The sequence below is a fragment of the Psychrobacter sp. HII-4 genome, from assembly GCF_904846595.1.
GTDB classification, from domain to species: Bacteria; Pseudomonadota; Gammaproteobacteria; order Pseudomonadales; family Moraxellaceae; genus Psychrobacter; species Psychrobacter celer.
Genome location: NZ_CAJHBJ010000005.1, coordinates 59972 through 78972, shown reverse-complemented (window position 1 = coordinate 78972; position 19001 = coordinate 59972). Strand labels below are relative to the sequence as shown.

At 47.5% G+C, this 19001-nt stretch carries 16 protein-coding genes; 12 read left to right on the top strand and 4 right to left on the bottom strand.

The genetic code is table 11. The features are described from left to right. Positions 1-31 precede the first annotated feature (31 nt). From nuoI to JMX98_RS04685, 7 genes are all read left to right on the top strand, one after another. Complete coding sequence (gene nuoI / locus JMX98_RS04715) at positions 32-580, top strand: NADH-quinone oxidoreductase subunit NuoI (protein ID WP_198335865.1); 549 nt, start codon at positions 32-34, stop codon at positions 578-580. Continuing rightward, positions 577-1311 (top strand): NADH-quinone oxidoreductase subunit J, encoded by a 735-nt coding sequence (gene nuoJ, locus JMX98_RS04710; RefSeq protein ID WP_201584993.1) that lies wholly within the window; start codon positions 577-579, stop codon positions 1309-1311. The genes nuoI and nuoJ overlap by 4 nt, the downstream gene beginning before the upstream one ends. A 98-nt stretch (positions 1312-1409) precedes the next feature. Continuing rightward, entirely contained in the window at positions 1410-1718 is a 309-nt protein-coding gene (nuoK, locus tag JMX98_RS04705; RefSeq protein ID WP_075101564.1) for an NADH-quinone oxidoreductase subunit NuoK, read from the top strand. Between the two features lie 4 nt (positions 1719-1722). Next, positions 1723-3597 (top strand): NADH-quinone oxidoreductase subunit L, encoded by a 1875-nt coding sequence (nuoL, locus tag JMX98_RS04700; RefSeq protein WP_201584992.1) that lies wholly within the window; start codon positions 1723-1725, stop codon positions 3595-3597. Position 3598: 1 nt separating this feature from the next. Beyond that, complete coding sequence (gene nuoM, locus JMX98_RS04695; RefSeq protein WP_201584991.1) at positions 3599-5224, top strand: NADH-quinone oxidoreductase subunit M; 1626 nt, start codon at positions 3599-3601, stop codon at positions 5222-5224. A gap of 3 nt (positions 5225-5227) precedes the next feature. Continuing rightward, positions 5228-6706: an NADH-quinone oxidoreductase subunit NuoN gene (nuoN, locus tag JMX98_RS04690; protein ID WP_201584990.1), complete on the top strand. Its 1479-nt coding sequence runs from the start codon at positions 5228-5230 to the stop codon at positions 6704-6706. A 394-nt stretch (positions 6707-7100) separates the two neighbouring features. Further along, complete coding sequence (locus tag JMX98_RS04685) at positions 7101-7919, top strand: ferredoxin--NADP reductase (protein ID WP_413786515.1); 819 nt, start codon at positions 7101-7103, stop codon at positions 7917-7919. Between the two features lie 180 nt (positions 7920-8099). Here the strand turns inward: JMX98_RS04685 and JMX98_RS04680 are convergent, their stop codons facing one another. Beyond that, the gene (locus tag JMX98_RS04680) at positions 8100-8873 is read right to left on the bottom strand and encodes a hypothetical protein (RefSeq protein WP_105246581.1); all 774 of its coding nucleotides are present in this window, start codon (positions 8871-8873) and stop codon (positions 8100-8102) included. 381 nt (positions 8874-9254) lie between these two features. Between JMX98_RS04680 and JMX98_RS04675 the strand changes: the two genes are divergently transcribed. Beyond that, positions 9255-10142, top strand: coding sequence for an energy transducer TonB (locus tag JMX98_RS04675; protein ID WP_201584988.1), 888 nt, complete (start codon positions 9255-9257; stop codon positions 10140-10142). A gap of 122 nt (positions 10143-10264) precedes the next feature. Next, positions 10265-11140 carry a mechanosensitive ion channel family protein gene (locus JMX98_RS04670; RefSeq protein ID WP_201584986.1) on the top strand — a complete coding sequence of 292 codons (876 nt, stop codon included), beginning with the start codon at positions 10265-10267 and terminating at the stop codon, positions 11138-11140. Between the two features lie 103 nt (positions 11141-11243). On the opposite strand, the gene ybeY is transcribed toward JMX98_RS04670, so the two are convergent. Together ybeY and JMX98_RS04660 are read right to left on the bottom strand one after the other, a co-directional pair. After that, positions 11244-11849, bottom strand: coding sequence for an rRNA maturation RNase YbeY (gene ybeY / locus JMX98_RS04665; RefSeq protein ID WP_201584983.1), 606 nt, complete (start codon positions 11847-11849; stop codon positions 11244-11246). 272 nt (positions 11850-12121) lie between these two features. Next, positions 12122-13216: a PhoH family protein gene (locus JMX98_RS04660; protein WP_105244971.1), complete on the bottom strand. Its 1095-nt coding sequence runs from the start codon at positions 13214-13216 to the stop codon at positions 12122-12124. Between the two features lie 564 nt (positions 13217-13780). Here JMX98_RS04660 and JMX98_RS04655 point away from each other — a divergent pair. The 3 genes from JMX98_RS04655 to JMX98_RS04645 all read left to right on the top strand — a co-directional run bounded on the left by JMX98_RS04655 (position 13781) and on the right by JMX98_RS04645 (position 17975). Next, on the top strand, positions 13781-15076 hold the full coding sequence (locus JMX98_RS04655; protein ID WP_413786514.1) for an FAD-dependent monooxygenase: 1296 nt from the start codon (positions 13781-13783) through the stop codon (positions 15074-15076). Positions 15077-15443: 367 nt separating this feature from the next. Then, positions 15444-16697 (top strand): FAD-dependent oxidoreductase, encoded by a 1254-nt coding sequence (locus JMX98_RS04650; RefSeq protein ID WP_201584979.1) that lies wholly within the window; start codon positions 15444-15446, stop codon positions 16695-16697. A gap of 36 nt (positions 16698-16733) precedes the next feature. Beyond that, positions 16734-17975 carry a PIN domain-containing protein gene (locus JMX98_RS04645; protein WP_201584977.1) on the top strand — a complete coding sequence of 414 codons (1242 nt, stop codon included), beginning with the start codon at positions 16734-16736 and terminating at the stop codon, positions 17973-17975. Between the two features lie 5 nt (positions 17976-17980). Here the strand turns inward: JMX98_RS04645 and JMX98_RS04640 are convergent, their stop codons facing one another. Beyond that, positions 17981-18892: a lysine exporter LysO family protein gene (locus JMX98_RS04640; RefSeq protein ID WP_201584975.1), complete on the bottom strand. Its 912-nt coding sequence runs from the start codon at positions 18890-18892 to the stop codon at positions 17981-17983. Positions 18893-19001: the final 109 nt, after the last annotated feature.

The window sequence follows — 19001 nt, the reverse complement described above, 5'->3', positions numbered from 1 at the left end:
CTAGGGTAAAGCTGATAAGGATAATAATCCCATGTTTACTACCATAAAAAAGACCGTCATTGGTATCTTTACCATTGTCCGCAGCATGTGGATGGTCAACAGTCATGCGCTTAGGCCACGTGACACCATTCTTTATCCTGAAGAGCCAGTGCCAGTGCCGCCACGCTTTCGCGGGCGTATTGTGCTGACGCGTGACCCTGATGGTGATGAGCGCTGTGTGGCGTGTAACCTATGTGCCGTCGCCTGCCCAGTAGGCTGTATCTCACTACAAAAAGCCGAGCGTGACGATGGACGCTGGTATCCAGAGTTTTTTCGTATTAACTTTTCGCGCTGTATCTTTTGCGGAATGTGCGAAGAAGCCTGTCCGACGACAGCGATTCAGCTGACGCCAGATTTTGAGCTGGGTGAGTATAAGCGCCAAAACTTGGTCTATGAAAAAGAGCATTTGCTCATCTCAGGTCCAGGCAAATATCCTGATTATAACTATTATCGTGTGACCGGTATGGCGGTAGCGGAAAAACCAAAAGGCGCTGCTCAAAACGAAGCGGCACCGATTGATCTAAGGAGCTTGCTACCATGATGACTATTTTAAACAGCCCTGAGCTGGCAGGGTTTTATGCGCTGGCTGCTGTGGCTATATTTGCCAGCCTGCGCGTGGTGACGCAAGCCAATCCAGTACATGCCATCTTGTCGATGATTGTGTCTTTGCTCGCCATCTCAGGTATTTTCTTTGTCTTAGGTGCACCGTTTGCAGGGGCGCTAGAGATCGTCGTCTATGCTGGCGCTATCATGGTGCTGTTCGTCTTTGTCATTATGATGCTCAACTTGGGCATGAGTAATGATGAGCGCGAAGAGCGCTGGCTCGATGCTGGCACGTGGGCGCTGCCGACCGGCCTGACGGTTATCATCGGCGTTGTACTGTATGCGATGATAGGTATGGGGCATGATGACGCGGCGATGATTGGTGGTACCACCATCTCTGCCAAAGCAGTGGGCACGGTACTGTTTACCAAGTATATTATGCTCGTTGAAGTAGCAGCCTTACTACTATTGGCGGCTTTGGTTGCCGCCTATCACTTGGGTAAAGAGTCGATTGATGAAGAGATCGTCGGTCATGCAAGCCAAGATTTTCAGCCAAGCGTTGGTAGTATTGAGCAATATGAAAATGACAGTATTTATAACAACAATGACTATACAGATAGTGACGCCGTCAAAATGGCTAAGCCTTATGAATATAAAGATGTTGACCCGCATGACTATGTCGGTAAGCAAGTAGGTGTACAACGAGTCACGCGCAAGGAGTCAGACTGATGGTACTAGCAGCAAGCGTGGCACAAGATGTGTCAAACGTGCCGTTTGCCCACGAGGTAGCAGGCTTAGTACAGCCAGCTGCTGAGGCGCAAAATGTACTGGGTATGATACCCATGAGTCATGGACTGATTTTGGCAGGTATTTTATTTGCCATCGGTCTGTGCGGCGTCATGGTACGACGTAACTTTTTATTTATGCTAATGAGTCTTGAGATTATGATGAACGCGACGGCATTGGCATTTGTAGTAGCAGGCAGTCGCTGGGTCGATCCAGATGGGCAGATTATGTTTATCTTTATTTTGACTTTGGCCGCGGCTGAAGCTTCAATCGGTCTGGCAATATTATTGCGGTTTTATCATAAGCGTGGGCATCTCGATGTCGATAGCGCCAATGAGATGAAAGGATGATGTCATGAGTTTATTACCATTAACCTTTATATTCCCGCTCATTGGCTTTTTAATCTTAGCCTTTATGCGCGATAAACTCACCGAGCAGGTGGCGAGGATAGTCGGTGTCGGTAGTATGCTGCTATCTGCGCTTTGTACGCTCGTCGTCAGCTATACTTTTTTGACCAGTTACCCTGCAGGTACGGTCGTCGAGATGCCGCTGTGGACGTGGTTTCAGGTCGGGGATTTTGCTCCGAGCTTTGGGCTGAGTTTTGATGGCTTGGCATTGACCATGACAGGCATCATCACGGGTATCGGTTTTTTGATTCATATGTTTGCCGCTTGGTACATGAAAGGCGATACCGGCTTTGCCCGTTTCTTTAGCTATATGAACTTATTTGTCGCCAGTATGTTGTTACTGGTGTTAGCAGATAACTTGTTTTTGCTGTATCTGGGCTGGGAAGGCGTGGGTATTTGTTCGTACTTGCTGATTGGTTATTATTACCACGACAGAGCCAATGGCCGCGCGGCGATGAAAGCTTTTACGGTCACGCGTGTCGGTGATGTGTTTTTAGCCTTTGGTTTGTTTTTATTGTTTCGCGAGTTCGGCACGCTGCATATTCAAGAGATTATCACCCGCGCGCCCGAAGTCTTTGACCTAAACAACCCCATAATGATGCTCACCACTATGATGCTGGTGGGCGGCGCGATGGGTAAATCAGCCCAGTTGCCACTACACACATGGCTTGCTGATGCGATGGCAGGTCCAACACCAGTATCAGCATTGATTCACGCCGCGACGATGGTCACCGCAGGGGTGTATTTAATCGCCCGCCTGCATCCATTGTTTGAGCTAACGCCAGGTATTTTATTGTATTGGGTCGGCGGTGTCGGGGCGTTAACGCTTGTGGTCGCTGGATTTTGTGCGCTGGCGCAAACCGATATCAAACGCATCCTTGCTTACTCGACCATGAGTCAGATTGGCTATATGTTTTTGGCCTTAGGCGTGGGCGCGTGGCAAGGGGCTATCTTTCATTTGATGACCCATGCTTTTTTTAAGGCGCTGTTGTTCTTGGCATCAGGTGCGGTCATTCTAGCGGTACATCATGAGCAAGACATCTTTAAGATGGGCGGCTTACGCAAAAAGATACCTTTGGTGTTTTGGTGTTATATCGTCGGTGGCGGAGCACTCGCTGCGATACCTTGGGTCACCGTTGGCTTTTATTCTAAAGAAGCGATTCTTTGGGAAACTTATGCCACCGGTCACTTAGTACTATTTTACATGGGTGTGTTTGGTGCATTCTTAACGGCAATTTATACCTTCCGTATGATCTGGATTGTCTTTTTTGGTGAAGAAAAGACCCATGCGCATAAGCTGTCAGGGGTGTCATATTGGTTACCACTTACCGTGCTTTTGGTACTATCGACCGCTGTCGGTGCGTGGATTACGCCGCCATTGCAAGGTGTATTGCCCCAGAGTGTTGGGCATCTATTAGAAGTGGCTGGTCAAGCAGAGGCCAAGCATACTGCAGAGTATATCGCCATGGGTGCGATGCTGGCAGGTTTGGTATTGGCCGCGCTGTTATATGTGGTCAATAAAGGTCGCCTGCTTACCAGCTTTAAGCGCTCGCGTATCGGCGGCGCGCTGTATCACTGGTGCTATCACGGCCTAGGTTTCGATGCGCTATACGATTTACTTTTTGTAAAACCCTTTTTGTTCATCGGCCGCTTATTAAAAGCCGACCCTATCGATAAAACGTGGTATGTCTTACCTAAGCTGGCATCAGCAGGTAATAAGGTATTGTCTGCGACGCAAACAGGGTCACTTCGAGGTTACGCTGCAAGCTTTGGCTTAGGCGTTGCTGTATTGCTCGTGCTGGTAATGATAACGGTGGTATAAGATGATTGAGTTACAACAAACGTGGATGCTACCAGCATTGATTGCAATTCCTTTTATTGCAGGATTGCTATGCTGGCTGGTAGAGCGGATTAATAAACGTCTGCCGCGCTGGATCGCCTTAATCGGGATGATCATAACCTTTGCTTTGTCACTCGTGCTATGGCAGTACGGCGACTATAGCGGTATGAGTAAGCAGGTGATCGCGCCAGATGCAAACGTGCCATGGGTCGCTGAGTTTAGTGTGCCGTGGATACCAAGTTTTGGTATCAGCTTTCATTTGGCGCTAGATGGTTTGTCGCTGCTGATGGTGGGTCTAACAGGGCTGCTCGGTATTGCCGCTGTCGCTTGTTCGTGGAACGAGATTCAGCGCCGTGTGGGTTTTTTCCATCTCAACTTACTATGGAGCTTGGGCGGTGTCATCGGTGTGTTCTTAGCCATTGATCTGTTTTTGTTCTTCTTCTTTTGGGAGATGATGCTGGTTCCTATTTACTTCTTGATCGCGCTATGGGGTCATGATGTGGTGGGCAAAACCAAAGAGTACGCAGCGACCAAGTTCTTTATTTATACCCAAGCGTCTGGGCTAATCATGCTCATCGGTATCTTGGTGTTGGTCATTATCAGCTATGCGCAAACTGGGGTGGTCAGCTTTAATTATAATGACTTGCTCGGTACCTCGCTTGGCGGCTGGGAATATCCCATTATGCTGTGCTTCTTTATCGGTTTTGCGGTGAAGTTGCCGATTGTACCTTTTCATGGCTGGTTGCCCGATGCGCACGCTCAAGCACCAACAGCAGGTTCGGTGGATTTGGCTGGGGTTCTAATTAAGACTGCCGCCTATGGTTTGATTCGTTTTGTCTTGCCATTATTTCCAGCCGCGTCGCAAGAGTTTGCACCGATTGCCATTACCTTGGGGACTATTGGTATCTTTTATGGGGCGTGGCTCGCCTTTATGCAGACCGACATGAAGCGTCTACTGGCATATACCAGTGTCTCGCACATGGGCTTTGTGGTATTGGCCATCTATGCTGGTACGCTCATCAGCTTACAAGGCCTGATGATTCAGATGCTGGCGCACGGGCTTAGCTCGGCGGCATTGTTTATTATGGCAGGACAGCTGTATGAGCGCTTACATACGCGAGATCTGACTTTGATGGGCGGTATGTGGGGTCAGTTCCGCTACTATGCACCGATACTGATGTTCTTTTGCGCCGCTTTATTGGGTATCCCGGGTACGGGTAACTTCATTGGCGAATTTATGATCTTATTTGGCTCATTTGCTCAGTATCCTGTGTTTGTGGTTTTTGCTACGTTCAGCTTGGTATTTGCAGGCCTATACTCGCTCATTTTGATTCACCGCGCCTTGTTTGGTAAAAACAATATCGAAGCGCTGGCTATACACGAAACCAAATCGCATGGTCTGCCGACGCGTAGACTAAAAGATTTGGGCAAACGTGAGCTTTCGTTGCTGCTTATGTTAGCAGCAGGTTTGGTCTGGCTAGGATTGTATCCGCAGCCATTCCTCGATACGTCAAGTCACGCCATGCAGTGGATCAATAATGCATATATATACAGTCAAGTCACACAGGTAGATGCCATGCAACTGCTTGATGCAATGGAGGCACGTTAAGTCATGAATGATATTACGATGAATGATTTGATGGGATTGCTACCTTACGCACCGATCATCGCCGTAGTGATTACGGTGTTGGTGGTGATGATTGCCATCGCGGTAAAACGCTCACATATGGTGACAGGTACTGTTACGGTGGTGGGCTTAAACATTGGGCTATTTACCTTGCTGGCGCAGATGGCTGGTATCGTCAGTAGCGGCGCGGCTGCGCCTAGCGCTGAGCAGTTATTTATCATCGATAATTTTGCTCAGTTTAATATGGTGGTGATTTTTATCTGTGCATTGGCGTGCTGTACGCTGTCTTATGCTTATCTTGCCAACCTAAAAGACAATAAAGATGAGCTGTATCTGCTAATGTTGCTATCGACAATCGGCGCGCTGCTGATGGTCAGTGCTCAGCATTTGGCGGCGTTCTTTATGAGTCTTGAGATGCTATCGATACCGCTATATGGCTTATTGGCCTATACTTATATGCGTAATCGTTCGCTTGAGTCGGGGCTGAAGTATCTGGTGCTATCAGCGACCGCATCGGCCACATTACTGATGGGCATGGCCTTTATCTACGCTGAGGTGGGCGCGCTGGCGTTCAAACCGATCAGCTTGGTATTGGGTAATGTATTTGAGTCGCCACTCTTGATACTTGGGGCGGCGATGATGCTGTTCGGTATTGCCTTTAAACTCTCAGCAGCGCCTTTTCATATGTGGACCCCCGATGTCTATGAGGGCGCACCAGCTCCTATCGCTACGTTTTTGGCGTCTGTCTCAAAAGTGGCGATGATGGCTTTGGCCGTGCGTTTCTTAATCGATACTGCGTTATTGGCGCTACCGTCTGTACAGATACTGCTGATGGTGATGGCGACCTTATCGATATTGGTAGGTAACTTACTAGCCGTACGTCAGACCAGTCTCAAGCGCTTATTGGGTTATTCATCCATTGCGCATATGGGTTATGTGCTGATCGTTATTGTTAGTATCGGTACCGCAGCCGATAGCATCTCTAGCATGTATATGGCGGTCTATGCCTTTACCTCTATCGGTGCCTTTGGGGTAGTGACCTTGATGTCGAGTCCTTATCGCTTGGCAGGTGAGGCTGATGAGCTGACTCACTATCAAGGGCTGTTTTGGCGTCGTCCCGTGCTGACGGCGGTCATGACTATTATGATGCTGTCACTGGCTGGTATTCCGCTTACCGCAGGCTTTATCACCAAGCTGTTTGCGATATTGGCAGCGGTACAAGGGACCAACTGGTTCTTGGCTGCGATGATTGTCCTAGGCAGTGCCATCGGTCTGTTTTATTACTTGCGCGTGTTGCTTACTTTATTTAAACGTCCTAAGCAGTTTATTGAGTTTGATGTGGCAGGACAGTGGGGTATTCGCACGGGTGGTATCATGGTCATCGCCGTCACAGCGATTATTTTGTTCTTTGGTATCTTGCCAAACAGTATGATTGAGTGGGCGAGCATGGCACGTATCTGGTAATGTACTGATAGTAATATGCTGATAGATAGGTAGCAAATAAACCGCTACAGTGCGGCAATCTATCGTGCCGCACGTCCGCTGTGATGGTAAACCACCCAAGATGCGCCAGCTTTATGATAAGCTTGGCGCATCTTTTGGTTTGACCCCTTTAAAAACAAATAAACACAACCATCAATAGAAGTATTAAAAGAAAACGACTAGGGCGTGTCCTCAATTCAATCGATAGCCATCTAAATGGGCTAAAAATGGCTAAATCTGGCCAAACGGCGTCAAATAGCTGACTAATATCTCAATATTATCTGCGCTATTTTCCTTGTTTGACGGCGATTGATCTCATTTTTATCGCCATTTTTAAAATGAGGACACACCCTAATAAAAACGAGAGTGATTAACGATTATGAGTGACAATATTCAGACAGTAACGGTGCTCAGTAAAACCACGTGGACACCCAATTTATTTAGTTTTACGGTCAGCCGGCCCGACAGTTTTAAATTTACTGCAGGGCAGTTTGTGCGTTTGGGGGTCAACCCCAGTCGGCTGAAGTATTATCAGCAGCAGGAGGAGGCATTAGCAGCATTGGACGAAGACATATTTCGTGCCTACTCAATTGTCTCCTCACCATTTGATGAGGTGTTAGAGTTTTTCTCTATTGTCATTCCTGATGGCGCTTTTACCTCGCAGTTGCAGCACTTAGAAGTGGGTGATGAGCTGCTGCTCAATACCATGCCATTTGGCTTTTTGACGTTGGCTCGCTACCAAAAACCCTTGCCCAAAGACTTGTGGTTATTGGCGACAGGTACAGGCTTGGCACCTTTCTTGTCGATGCTCCAAGACCTAAAGACATGGGAAGACTACGAGCATATCGTACTAGCCTACAGTGCGCGCTCGGTGGAAGAGCTGGCTTATATTGAGCTGATTGAACGCTTGCAAGCAGACTTTGGCTCGTTGGTGGACAACCCTGCCAAGTTGATTTTTATCCCAATTGTCACCCGCGAGCCCGTCGACGGCGCATTGACGGAGCGCCTGCCAAAGCTGCTATTGGACGGTACGCTACAAGAGCGTGCAGGTATTGCGCTGGATGTCGACAGCACCCATGTGATGCTCTGCGGCAACCCTGAGATGGTAGAGGACACCAAAGAAGCTCTAAAGACATTGGGGCTGGTAATGAACCGCCGCGGCGAGGGCAATATCGCGGTAGAAAATTATTGGTAAAAGCTATTGATATATTGATAAAAGCTGCCGCTACAGGTGTTTGCTTAAATCTGATAAATAAAAGTTGTATTGCCGTTGTACAAAAACGCCGCTACTTGATAGACGAAAAGTAGCGGCGTTTTAATGGTCTATTACGTACGATTGATAGTACGTACGATTGATAGCCTATATAGTTGGATATCAAACCTGACTGGGCTCGGTGGCATCTGCGACAGGGTTGATCGGGCCTTGCATCAGCTCAGGCTCATCGGCGTCGCTAATGATATCTTCATTGCTACTGGCGGCCAGTAGGTCACGATAGTTGATCTGAGTCTTTAAGATCATCTGCTCTTCTTCAAGCTCGCCATAATTGACCTGCACCTTGTGCAGTGTGCTGATGATTTTTTTGTTCTTTTTTAGCCAGCGGTTGATATCGAGGTAGATCACCTCGTCTTTGGCACGAGCGATGTTGATATACGATAAGATAAAGCCGAGTGGGTCTTTTTTGAGGATACGATGATAAAACCAGATAAACAGCTTGATGCCTTGGCGCTTGATAAAAGACTCGCAGCGCAGGTTTAGTACATCGGTATAGGTCTGCTGGCCAAAGACAAAACGCTGCACATTGCGATCGAGCTGTACATGAATCAAGCTAAAGTTACTGGCGACCTCGATATAGATGCCTGAGATATCAATAGTACAGTATAGGCGAAACCAGTCGTCGTGCATCTCAACGCGCAGCTCTAAGATGGCCTTTACATTGTCGGTGACAAACTTTTGCAAGGCATCGTTGACGTATTGCTGCGCCACCGGCAGCGATAGCTCGTTTTCAAACTTATCGGTGGTTTTGTTATAAAGGTTTTTGACAGATTGGGTGAGGCGCTCCCAGCCGTCGCTAAATGACTCATCAAAACGATAGCCAATGTTTTCAAAGTACTCATCAAAACTGTCTGAATTGTTTACGTTATCACTCATGTTATCAAAGTCACTCAAACGTATTATCCTTATAGTGCGCTATTAAAGTATGCACTTCTTGTTGTGTTACTGCATATTATTGAAAGCAAGCATCCCAATGATAGGGTATTTGTTTTATAGTATCTTGACTATAGCATTTATAAAGCAGTATATAACAAATATCGTGGCTTCAAAATGAACACAGGCGTTTTATCGTAAATGATTTGTTTGCAGTGTGGATGGCGCGGCTGTTTGGCGGTTGTGCTGGCGACGCAATTCTATGTCATGTTATGATAGCCTCGGCACGGCATGAGTCAACCGCTTAGCGGTGCCTATTCATTGATACATAGATGAGCGGCAGACTTGTGCTGCGACGCTCATACCCTTAAGCTGAGAGCAACTGTGGCCTATATTAAAGACTCACAAAGTTATCATTTTTCAGCGCAAGCCCCTAAGCGCGATAGAAGCCTGCCTATGGCGATCGTCATCGCTGTGAGTGTGCATGTGCTGATTATTTTTGGTATCAGTTTTTCTATGGGGCAAGATCCGGCAGCAATGATGCAGGATGTGGCCAAGGCCTTGACGGACAACATGCAGCCAAATGAGGACGCGCACTTTATCGCCAACGCTTCTCAGGTCGGTGGCGGCACGATAGAAGAGCAGCTCAGACAAGAAACCGATCAGGTCAGCCCGCTGTCAGCTGAGCAAATGAGCGAGACACAAGATGTGATCAACTTGCAGCGGCAGACCCGTCAGCAGCGCTATCAAGAAAGCTACCTGCGTACCACCTTGAGCTGGCGACAGGCAACCGTCGAGTCTGATAATGACAGTACGCAAGAGCAAGATGATGTCTTGGCGCAAGAAGAGCGTCTGCGTAAACAAATCGCGACATTAGAGGCGCAGTTGTCCCAGCGTCAGCAGATATATGCGACCAAATCAAAAGTGGTGACGGTCGATAGTAACTCAACGACGCGCGGCGCTGCAGCGGATTATATCAATACGTTTCGTGAGCATGTCGAGCGGGTCGGCAACCTGCATTATCCAGCGCAAGCTCGGGCGCAGGGTATCACCGGCGACGTACGCTTGATGGTGGTTATCAGTAGTGATGGCAATGTCAAAGCCATCCGTTTGCTAGAGAGCTCAGGCTCGACGATATTGGATGAAGCGGCAAAGCAGTCAGTGCGTCAAGCGGCACCCTTTGGCAAATTTACCGAAGACATGAACGATATTGTAGAGCTGCGTTTGATACGCACTTATCAGTACAGCGATACAGTCAATGTGACGTATTAGCGGATGAGGTATCGATAAGTGACGGATCAATAAGCGATACAGCAAATCAAATAAAAGCCGTTTGCCAGCAAAGGCGAACCGGCACTTAGATATCACAATACACTTAAACAAAAAGAGTCAGTATGGAATTTTTAGGTTTTACAGTCGATGTTGCTGCTTTGACCAGTAACGCATTGAGCTTGGTAATCAAAGTGGCTTTTGCCATCGTTATATTTGTGGTCGGGCGCTGGCTGGCCAAAAAGGCCGTTACCTTTGCTCATGGTATTATGCGCCGTAGTCATTTAGATGATACGGTGGCCAGCTTTTTAGGGCGCTTGCTTTATGGCGTATTACTGGTGGTAGTGGTGTTGGCCGCGCTGAGCAAGGTTGGGGTCCAAACGACATCGGTCGTTGCCATACTGGGCGGTGCAGCGGTCGCGATTGGTCTGTCGTTAAAGGACCAGCTATCAAACTTTGCCGCTGGTATCATGATCGTTACTTTTCGCCCCTTTGTGCGCGGTGATTATGTACAGATTAGCAGCTACACAGGGACGGTGGCCGAGATTACATTGATCAACACCCACCTAACCACGATCAATAACCACGATATCATCATCCCAAATGGCGATATTACCACCTCTGCGGTGACCAATTATACGGCGCTGCCCAATCGTCGCGTCGATATCACAGTTGGGATCGGCTACGATGCCGATATCAAAACTGCTAAAGAGGTGATGCTGAGCTTGGCCAGAAACAACCCAATGGCCTTTACCGACCCTGAGCCTATCGTACGCGTGACCAATTTGGGCGACAATTCGGTAGATTTGACCCTCAATGTCTGGACGACCAATGCTGATTGGTGGACGATGCAGTGTGATTTGCTTGAGCAGTTTAAATACGCTTTAGACGATGAAAAGATTGAGATTCCATTCCCGCAGCGTAGCGTTCATGTCAAAGGCTTGGATCAGATGATTAATCAAATGGGTCAGTCGCAAAAACTGCCCATGACTAAAGACTGATCATACAACTAAAGAATGAGCCCACGACTAAAGACTGAATAATGGTTGGTTATTCAGTGCTTGTTCTAAGGGATTGGTTCGGTCAAAAACCATCTCGTCAAATTCAAGCGTTTGGTAGATAGGGGTTTGGTAGGTTGAGACTTGCCAAAATCTCTATCTCAAACCCTTCCATCTCCTCTTGCTCAGCTTGTCCAAGCTCGTGATCAAAGCCTAGTAGATGCAGCATACCATGTACCAGTAAATGACTGATATGCTGCGCGACGGTCTTGTCTTGTTCGGCGGCTTCTCGTTCCACGACTTCATGACAGACGATCAGCTCGCCGAGTGGTAGGGTCGGCATCAAGTCAATAATAGCGACGGGTAAGTCGCTTGGATAAGATAAGATATTGGTCGCATAATCCTTGCCCCGCGCCTCTAGGTTTAATTCACGACCTTCAGTTTTGTCAGTAATATAGATATCTAGCGCTTTGATTTTGTGCTGCCACGTCTCAAGACTAATATCTGTAAAATAAGGGAGCATAAGACCGTTTTCTATACGTCTATCTATATATTTCAAAGTTGCAGCCATGATTGGCAATAGACGATCTGCACTGTAGTAACGACTGATTAACCCCTCATCGATACTATCAAGAGCGCTGACATCAAGCTCAACTTTGTCTAGATTATTTATCTTTAGGGCGTTCATATTATCGTTGTTAGATTGGTTCATAGCGTCACCTTAGGGGGAGATATAGTCGATTCTAAATAAAACAGATAGATTGTATGTCAACGTGGAGCTGGTATAAATTTTTCTTGCGTGCTGTACCTACGCCGACAGAGGCTGCGTAAAATTCATCCCAGTCCCACTGTATCGTTTTTATACTGAAATCACTATATTATGCTTATCAAGACTCATTTTATTTAATATTAACGAAAAGACCAGATCACTATGTTTAGTAATCCGGTCTTTTGGGTTAGACATAACGGTTGAACGACGTTTAGCTACAACTTAGAGGCTGCATCTGCCACCGCCTGTCTGCGCTCTTGCTCTTTGATGCGCTCAAACTTACGTTTTTCTTGTAGCGCGATTTGCTCTTCATCAAACACATCATAGGCTTCGACGATTTTTTGTACCAACTGATGGCGCACCACGTCTTTTGAGTCAAACTTAGTAATATGAATCTCTTCGATACCGCTTAAAATATCCATCGCCTGTGCCAAGCCTGATTTGGTACCGCGTGGCAAGTCGACCTGTGAGATGTCACCGGTGATGACGGCGCGTGAGCCAAAGCCCAGACGCGTCAAAAACATCTTCATTTGCTCAGGTGTGGTGTTTTGCGCTTCATCCAAGATGACAAATGAGTTGTTTAAGGTGCGGCCACGCATATAAGCCAGCGGCGCAATCTCGATGATTTGTCGCTCGATCAATTTGCCGACCTTCTCAAAGCCAAGCATCTCATAGAGGGCATCGTAGAGTGGGCGCAGATAGGGGTCAATCTTTTGTGTGAGATCACCGGGTAAAAACCCAAGCTTCTCCCCAGCTTCTACCGCTGGACGTACCAGCAGTATGCGCTCAATCTCATTGCGCTCTAGCATGTCGACCGCGCAGGCCACCGCCAGATACGTTTTGCCGGTACCGGCAGGCCCAATACCAAAGGACACATCGGAGCTGAGCACGTTTTTGACATAGCGCTGCTGGTTGCCCCCGCGCGGGATGATACGGCCTTTGCGCGTGCGCAGGCTAATGGGGGTAAACTCATTTGCCGAATCCAAATCAGCTGTATCGCTCTCATCATCGGCAGACTCTTGCTCATCGTCTGCCATGTCTTCATCGCGGGAGACGCTCGATTGGATAATCAAATGCAGCTCTTCTGCACTGATATCCTTGGTGTTTTGCGCTTCATCGACCAGCTTATAAATGATGCGTTCGCCGCGCTCGACCGCAGTCACATCTCCGCTCAGGCAAAAGTCGCCTTGGCGTTGAATGATCTTGATATCGAGGCGATCTTGTAGGTATTTCATGTGGTTGTTGTATTCACCAAGCACGGTTTTGAGCTGTGCTGGGGTCAATGATTCAAACTTTATACGGCGGCTCATAGAATCAGTCAAGCGATTATCCTTGTGTTGTGTACCCGCTGCTATCGCCTAGTCTGATGAGATCAACATGGAGAGCGCTACGGGCTTCAGAGATAAAAAATAAAATGATAAAAAATAAAATGGGTAATAAAAATCGTTCGTCAAAGTGTCTGGGCGGGCAATGTGTCACGCGCCTTTTAACACGCAGGTGGCGTATCTGCTAGCGATATAGATAACGGTAAATTATTATTGGTTTTGGGGTTAATGATAAATCAATGTCTTGTCTTCATTATGGTAGATAGTTTTTAAAATTCAAGCCATCGCCTGCCCAGATGGCGGGGTTTTTGTATGTAGATTGCAACCACAGGCTGGTGGGCAAACGGCTGCAAGGGTGAGGTATGCTTTGGCGTAGCTTACCCTCATGTCAGTCTTTTATGATATGACCGCAAACAGGCGAGTACACGCTTTGCATACGTGTCAGGGCACAGAAATACAAGCAAACTGTGGTAATCTAGGGCATTAATAAATAACGCCTGGAAAATAAGAAAGCACACCATTAAAAGCAATATGATTAGGAATAGCATGATGCAAAATACCAATGCAACGTCATCAACTGTCAAAAAAAAAGCAGCAATCACCGACCAGCAAGTGCTGATCGCCGGCGGCGGTCACGTCGGCTTATCTTTTGCTTTGCTATTAGCGCATCACGGCATCAAAAGTACTTTACTTGAAAAAAACAGTTACCCAACCATCAGCCCGCAAGATGACCGCACGCGCAGTCATTATTTGGACAGTCGCAACACCGCTCTGTCGCGGCGCACCGTACAGATTTATCAAGAGATTGGGCTGTGGGATGAGCTACAAAGCCATGCCTGCCGAATTGATGCGGTACAAATCAGCGAGCAAGGCAGCTTTGGCCGCGCGCAGCTTAAAAAGGAAGAAGAAAAGATCGAGTCTTTTGGGCAAGTGATGGAAAATGCTTGGCTGGGGCGCAAGCTACTACTGGCCGCGCAGCAGGAGTCGCTGATTAGTATCATTGATAATGCCAACGTCATCGCTGTCGAGCAGCAGCCTGATGGCGTGACGCTCAGCTTTAGCTACTACGGCGAAGAAGAGCACGAGCAGCAGCTGCAGGCCAGTCTACTGGTCGCTTGCGATGGTCGCGACTCTACCGTGCGCCAGTTATTGGACATTGGCACGACGACGTATGACTATCAGCAGACCGCCATCGTCGGAGTGGTAGAGACGGATAAGCCGCACGACCACGTCGCCATTGAGCGCTTTAGCCCCGCTGGCCCGTTAGCCGTTCTACCATTGACTGATCCTGAAGGCGACGGCAATAATAAGTATCAACAAGGCTACAGACGCTCGGTGGTTTGGGTCTGCCCAAAAGGCGAAGAGACAAGATACCTAGAAGATGATGCGCATTTTTTGGCGACGTTGCAGGGAGCATTTGGCGATCGTGCTGGCACGTTTGTTAACGCTGGCCGCCGCGGTGGCTACCCGCTGACGCGCGTACTGGCAGATAAACAAGTCGCTGGCCGCTGCGTCATCATGGGTAATGCCGCCCACACCTTGCATCCCGTGGCAGGTCAAGGCTTTAATCTGTGTATGCGCGATGCTCACGTACTGGCAAAAATGCTGAGTGCGCAAGTGCTGCGAGGCGAGGATATCGGTAGTCCGGCATTGCTCACGCGCTATGAAAAAGCCCGACAAACCGACCAAAAGCGTGTCATTCGTTTTTGTGATGCGGTCGTCCATGGCTTTACCCATCCCAATCCAGCGATTAAGCTAGCGCGTAACATGGCACTGGTAGCGTTTGATAAACTGCCCAATATCAAACCGCTGGTGGCAAATTATGCCATGGGCTTAAAATCGTAATACCCATAACTAGGGCGTGTTGAACATTCTACCATGGCACTGACAGCGACTATTTTTTAGGCGATTCGATGTTAAAAATAATAAGTTTAGTCATTCTAAGCGCTTATTTTTAACGATGAAGCGGCAAAAAAGAGTCCTGTCCCTGCGGGCTGATGCTAAAATTGCCCCATACTGCGTTACAAATCTCGCTAAGGCATCTGCATTATCGTCGCTTTGTGCCTTGTCTGGAACAATTTTAGCGATCAGCAGTGCCTATTTGCGAATGTTCAACACGCCCTAAAGTGATGCGCTATTTTTAGCCCATTTAGATAATTATCAAGTGAATTGAAGATACGCCCTAACACGTCCTGATATCGAGAGCTAACTTATGACAAACAACCATACACTCATTATCGGCGGCGGTATCGTCGGTGCGACGCTGGCGCTAAAGCTGGCGCAGGCCAAAATGCCCGTGACCTTAATCGATGCGCGTCCTGCTCGAGATGAGTCTGCATGGCAACAAATGCTTGGCAAGCGCGATGCTCGTGTTTATGCGCTGAGCCTCGCCAGTATTGCGCTGTTAAAAGACGTAGGCGCTTGGCAAAAGATAGTGCTATCAGGACGCAAGGCGGATTACTCGCAGATGCAGGTATGGCAGCTAAATGGTATGGGCGAGCTATTATTTGGCGATAGTGAAAGCAGTACGCCAGCGCTGCTTGGCAGTATGGTTGAACCAGCGGTCATCGAGTATGCTTTGTGGCAGCGTCTGTCTGAGGAGGATGTCAGTGATTATCTGACCGTCATCGCAGGGCAAAAAGTCGTCAATATGGACTGGCTAGGTGCGCAGCAGGGCTACCGTGTGACGCTAGCGGACGGCGCTGCTATCGATACGCATCTGCTCGTCGGTGCCGATGGTCGCGGCTCGTTTGTCCGTCAGCAGGCGGCGATTGGGCTGGACACGCTTGATTATCACCAAACCGCGATTTGCTGTGCGATTCAGACTGCCAAGCCCCATCAAGCGACCGCGCGCCAAGCCATGCTACCGACCGGCACGCTGGCTCTGTTGCCCTTAGCGGATATCACTGATGAGGATAAAGCCAATCCGCAGCATTGGCAGTCCATTGTCTGGACACTACCGCGCAATGACGCACTGGCTTTGCTCGAGGAAGACGAGCGCGTGATCGCTGATAAATTGGCCGCCGCCAGTCACTATGAGCTGGGCGCAATCGAGCAGATAGAGTCCATCGCCAGTTTTCCACTGACCGCGCAGCAAGCGAAGCGTTATGTACAGGACAATTTGGTGCTAATAGGCGATGCCGCCCATGGTGTGCATCCGCTGGCAGGTCAGGGGTTAAATCTGGGTATGCTCGATGTGAAGGCGCTAAGTGAGCAGCTGATGCACGACTATGCGCGTAGCGGCAATAAGCTGTGGGGCAGTAACCAAACCTTGCGTAGCTATGAGCGTCTACGCCGACCGCATAATAGCCTGATGATGCACAGCTTTTCTGCGCTTAATTGGCTGTTTGCAGGCTCGCTTGCGCAGATGCGTCCGATTCAGCAGATTCGCAGCGAAGGCATGTACCGTGTTGGCAAGATAAAACCACTCATGCGATTGTTTGCGAAGCAGGCGAGTGGGGTTTAGGGGTGGTTATGACAATCAAATAATAAGAGTATTTCGATGAAGCATATCTTAATTGATTATGAAAACATTCAACCCAAGAGTTTTGAGGGCGTTGATACAAAGGAATGTCATGTATGGTTGTTTTTGGGTATATATCAGCAAAAGAGCTTGCCACTTGGGTTGGTCGAAGCATTACTCGAATTCAACAGCGATAATGTACATATTATCAAGATGCAGCATGCAGGTAAAAACGCTTTAGATTTTTACTTGTCCTTTTATCTTGGCAAAATATCTGAAATCGATGCACAGGCGGATGTGTGTATTTTGGCAAGAGACAGTGGTTACGATATCTTGGTTGAGCATCTCAACACTGTGTATGACGGTATGGCCATCACACGCGCAGGAGATACCAATCGATTAAGCCTCGCCTATGAGGTAGAGAACACGATAGAGGCTGATATAGAACAAACTCAACTCATCTTTGATACCAGTCAAAACGAAGTGTTCTATGACGATGCTAGCAGCGATGGTCTGATAGATACGAAGACCGCTACAGTACCAATCAGTGAAGAAAAAATGCCTCAATCTATCATTCATGACTGCTATGTTTTGGTGTTCGATAGCATAGTAAATCGCAAGATGTTTTTGCCAAGCTATAAATCAAACCTACTCTCTGCGATGAAGAAATACGCGTTAGCAGAAGCTTTGGTTAAATTTGATGAAGCCGAACAAAACAATATCGTTGAAAAAGTTTTTGATAAATTTATCAAGAAAGGCCTGATAGAGCTCGATAGTAAAAACGAAAAACTCTGCTACAACACAGACAGTCAGGGTGTACTAAATTTAGTAGCCGAAAAAGTATTACTAAGTAAAGCTAAGACTATGACTGGATTAATCAACGTCATCAAACAAAAACTTGCCAGCTATCGTCAAAAAAACGACGAGTCACAAGTAAACCTAGTTATTACATGGCTAAAAAGTCAAGGACTGATAAAGCAAAACAATCAAAAAGTTTGTTATCCAACCTTAGATGATTTATCAGTCCATAAAACAAAAACCAGTGTCAAAAACGTAAGCTCAAAGACGATAGACCAACGTACCGTATATCAATGCGCTATTGCATCTATTAAGGCTCGGCCTGTCAGCTCACGACCTGCAAAAAAATCGAGTTTAATCAATTACCTTAACAGTCATCTGCGCGATGAAGACCCTAAAACAATTGATAATATTGTCAAACAAATGATTGGCAATCAGGTTGTCACGATATCTAGTAACAACAAGCTTAGTTATAATATATAGTCAACTTACCCCAACGCCGAAAACGCCACCATCAGTACAGGCGAGACAATATTAATCAAAAAGCCAAAACTAATCGCCAGTGGCACCACTTTTAGACCGCCAGATTGTTGAATAATCGGCAAGGTAAAGTCTAAACTCGTTGCGCCGCCAAGTCCAACCGCTGCTGACGGATACTTACGCATAAAGACGGGAATAAATAGCAGCGCAAAAAACTCACGTATCAAGTCATTAAACAGCGCCACGCTGCCCCAAATCGCCCCATAAGCATCGGTCATGACGATGGCCGATAGCGAGTACCAGCCAAATCCAGACGCCAGCGCCAAGCCTTTGGTCCACGATACATCGCTAAACATCAGCGCAAAGACAAGCCCGCCTACCAATATCGAGAGGGTAAAGATAATACTCATCTCCACCCCGCGCTTATTTAGTAGCACTTCTTTTAGGGTGATGCCTGAGCCTTTGAGACCGATACCGACCAATAAGATCAATATCATCAGCAGGACGGTCATGGTGTTTTCAGGCGGCATATAACCTGCCGGTAAAAAATAACCAATCACCATGCCGATGACGACACAAACCACTTGTGCCAAGCTACCGCGGATACTGACGCGGTGCTCTTTAGATTTGGCTACTGGTTTTTTGGCTTGCCAAGGTTTTAGATGATCAAAGAGCATTAGGCTAAATAGCCCCGTACCTATGGTCAATATCGACAATATAATGACATACAAGGCAATCTCACCTATCTGACTGCCCAGCCCTTCCACTTGTGACAGCTCGATACCGATGAGCGCCAAGATAATAAACACCAAGTACGACAAGCCTTTATCCGCAAGCTTGGTCATTTTGGGATTCGAGGGAATGGCAAAGCCAATAAACATTGGCATTAATACCAGGACAAGGGTAATCAGGCTTTGCATGTCGGCAGGCTCGCAGCGGTTTTAAACAAGCCGAAGATTGTATCATATTCATTTATAAATACGGCTATCCGCGCATGATATTCATCATAAAATAGAACGATACTGGCCG

Coding starts and splice junctions, on each gene's coding strand:
- nuoI (WP_198335865.1), top strand. CDS start 32: ATGTTTACTACCATAAAAAAGACCGTCATTGGTATCTTTACCATTGTC.
- nuoN (WP_201584990.1), top strand. CDS start 5,228: ATGAATGATATTACGATGAATGATTTGATGGGATTGCTACCTTACGCA.
- nuoJ (WP_201584993.1), top strand. CDS start 577: ATGATGACTATTTTAAACAGCCCTGAGCTGGCAGGGTTTTATGCGCTG.
- JMX98_RS04645 (WP_201584977.1), top strand. CDS start 16,734: ATGAAGCATATCTTAATTGATTATGAAAACATTCAACCCAAGAGTTTT.
- JMX98_RS04650 (WP_201584979.1), top strand. CDS start 15,444: ATGACAAACAACCATACACTCATTATCGGCGGCGGTATCGTCGGTGCG.
- JMX98_RS04660 (WP_105244971.1), bottom strand. CDS start 13,216: ATGAGCCGCCGTATAAAGTTTGAATCATTGACCCCAGCACAGCTCAAA.
- JMX98_RS04670 (WP_201584986.1), top strand. CDS start 10,265: ATGGAATTTTTAGGTTTTACAGTCGATGTTGCTGCTTTGACCAGTAAC.
- ybeY (WP_201584983.1), bottom strand. CDS start 11,849: ATGAACCAATCTAACAACGATAATATGAACGCCCTAAAGATAAATAAT.
- JMX98_RS04640 (WP_201584975.1), bottom strand. CDS start 18,892: ATGCAAAGCCTGATTACCCTTGTCCTGGTATTAATGCCAATGTTTATT.
- nuoL (WP_201584992.1), top strand. CDS start 1,723: ATGAGTTTATTACCATTAACCTTTATATTCCCGCTCATTGGCTTTTTA.
- JMX98_RS04655 (WP_413786514.1), top strand. CDS start 13,781: ATGCAAAATACCAATGCAACGTCATCAACTGTCAAAAAAAAAGCAGCA.
- JMX98_RS04680 (WP_105246581.1), bottom strand. CDS start 8,873: ATGAGTGATAACGTAAACAATTCAGACAGTTTTGATGAGTACTTTGAA.
- nuoM (WP_201584991.1), top strand. CDS start 3,599: ATGATTGAGTTACAACAAACGTGGATGCTACCAGCATTGATTGCAATT.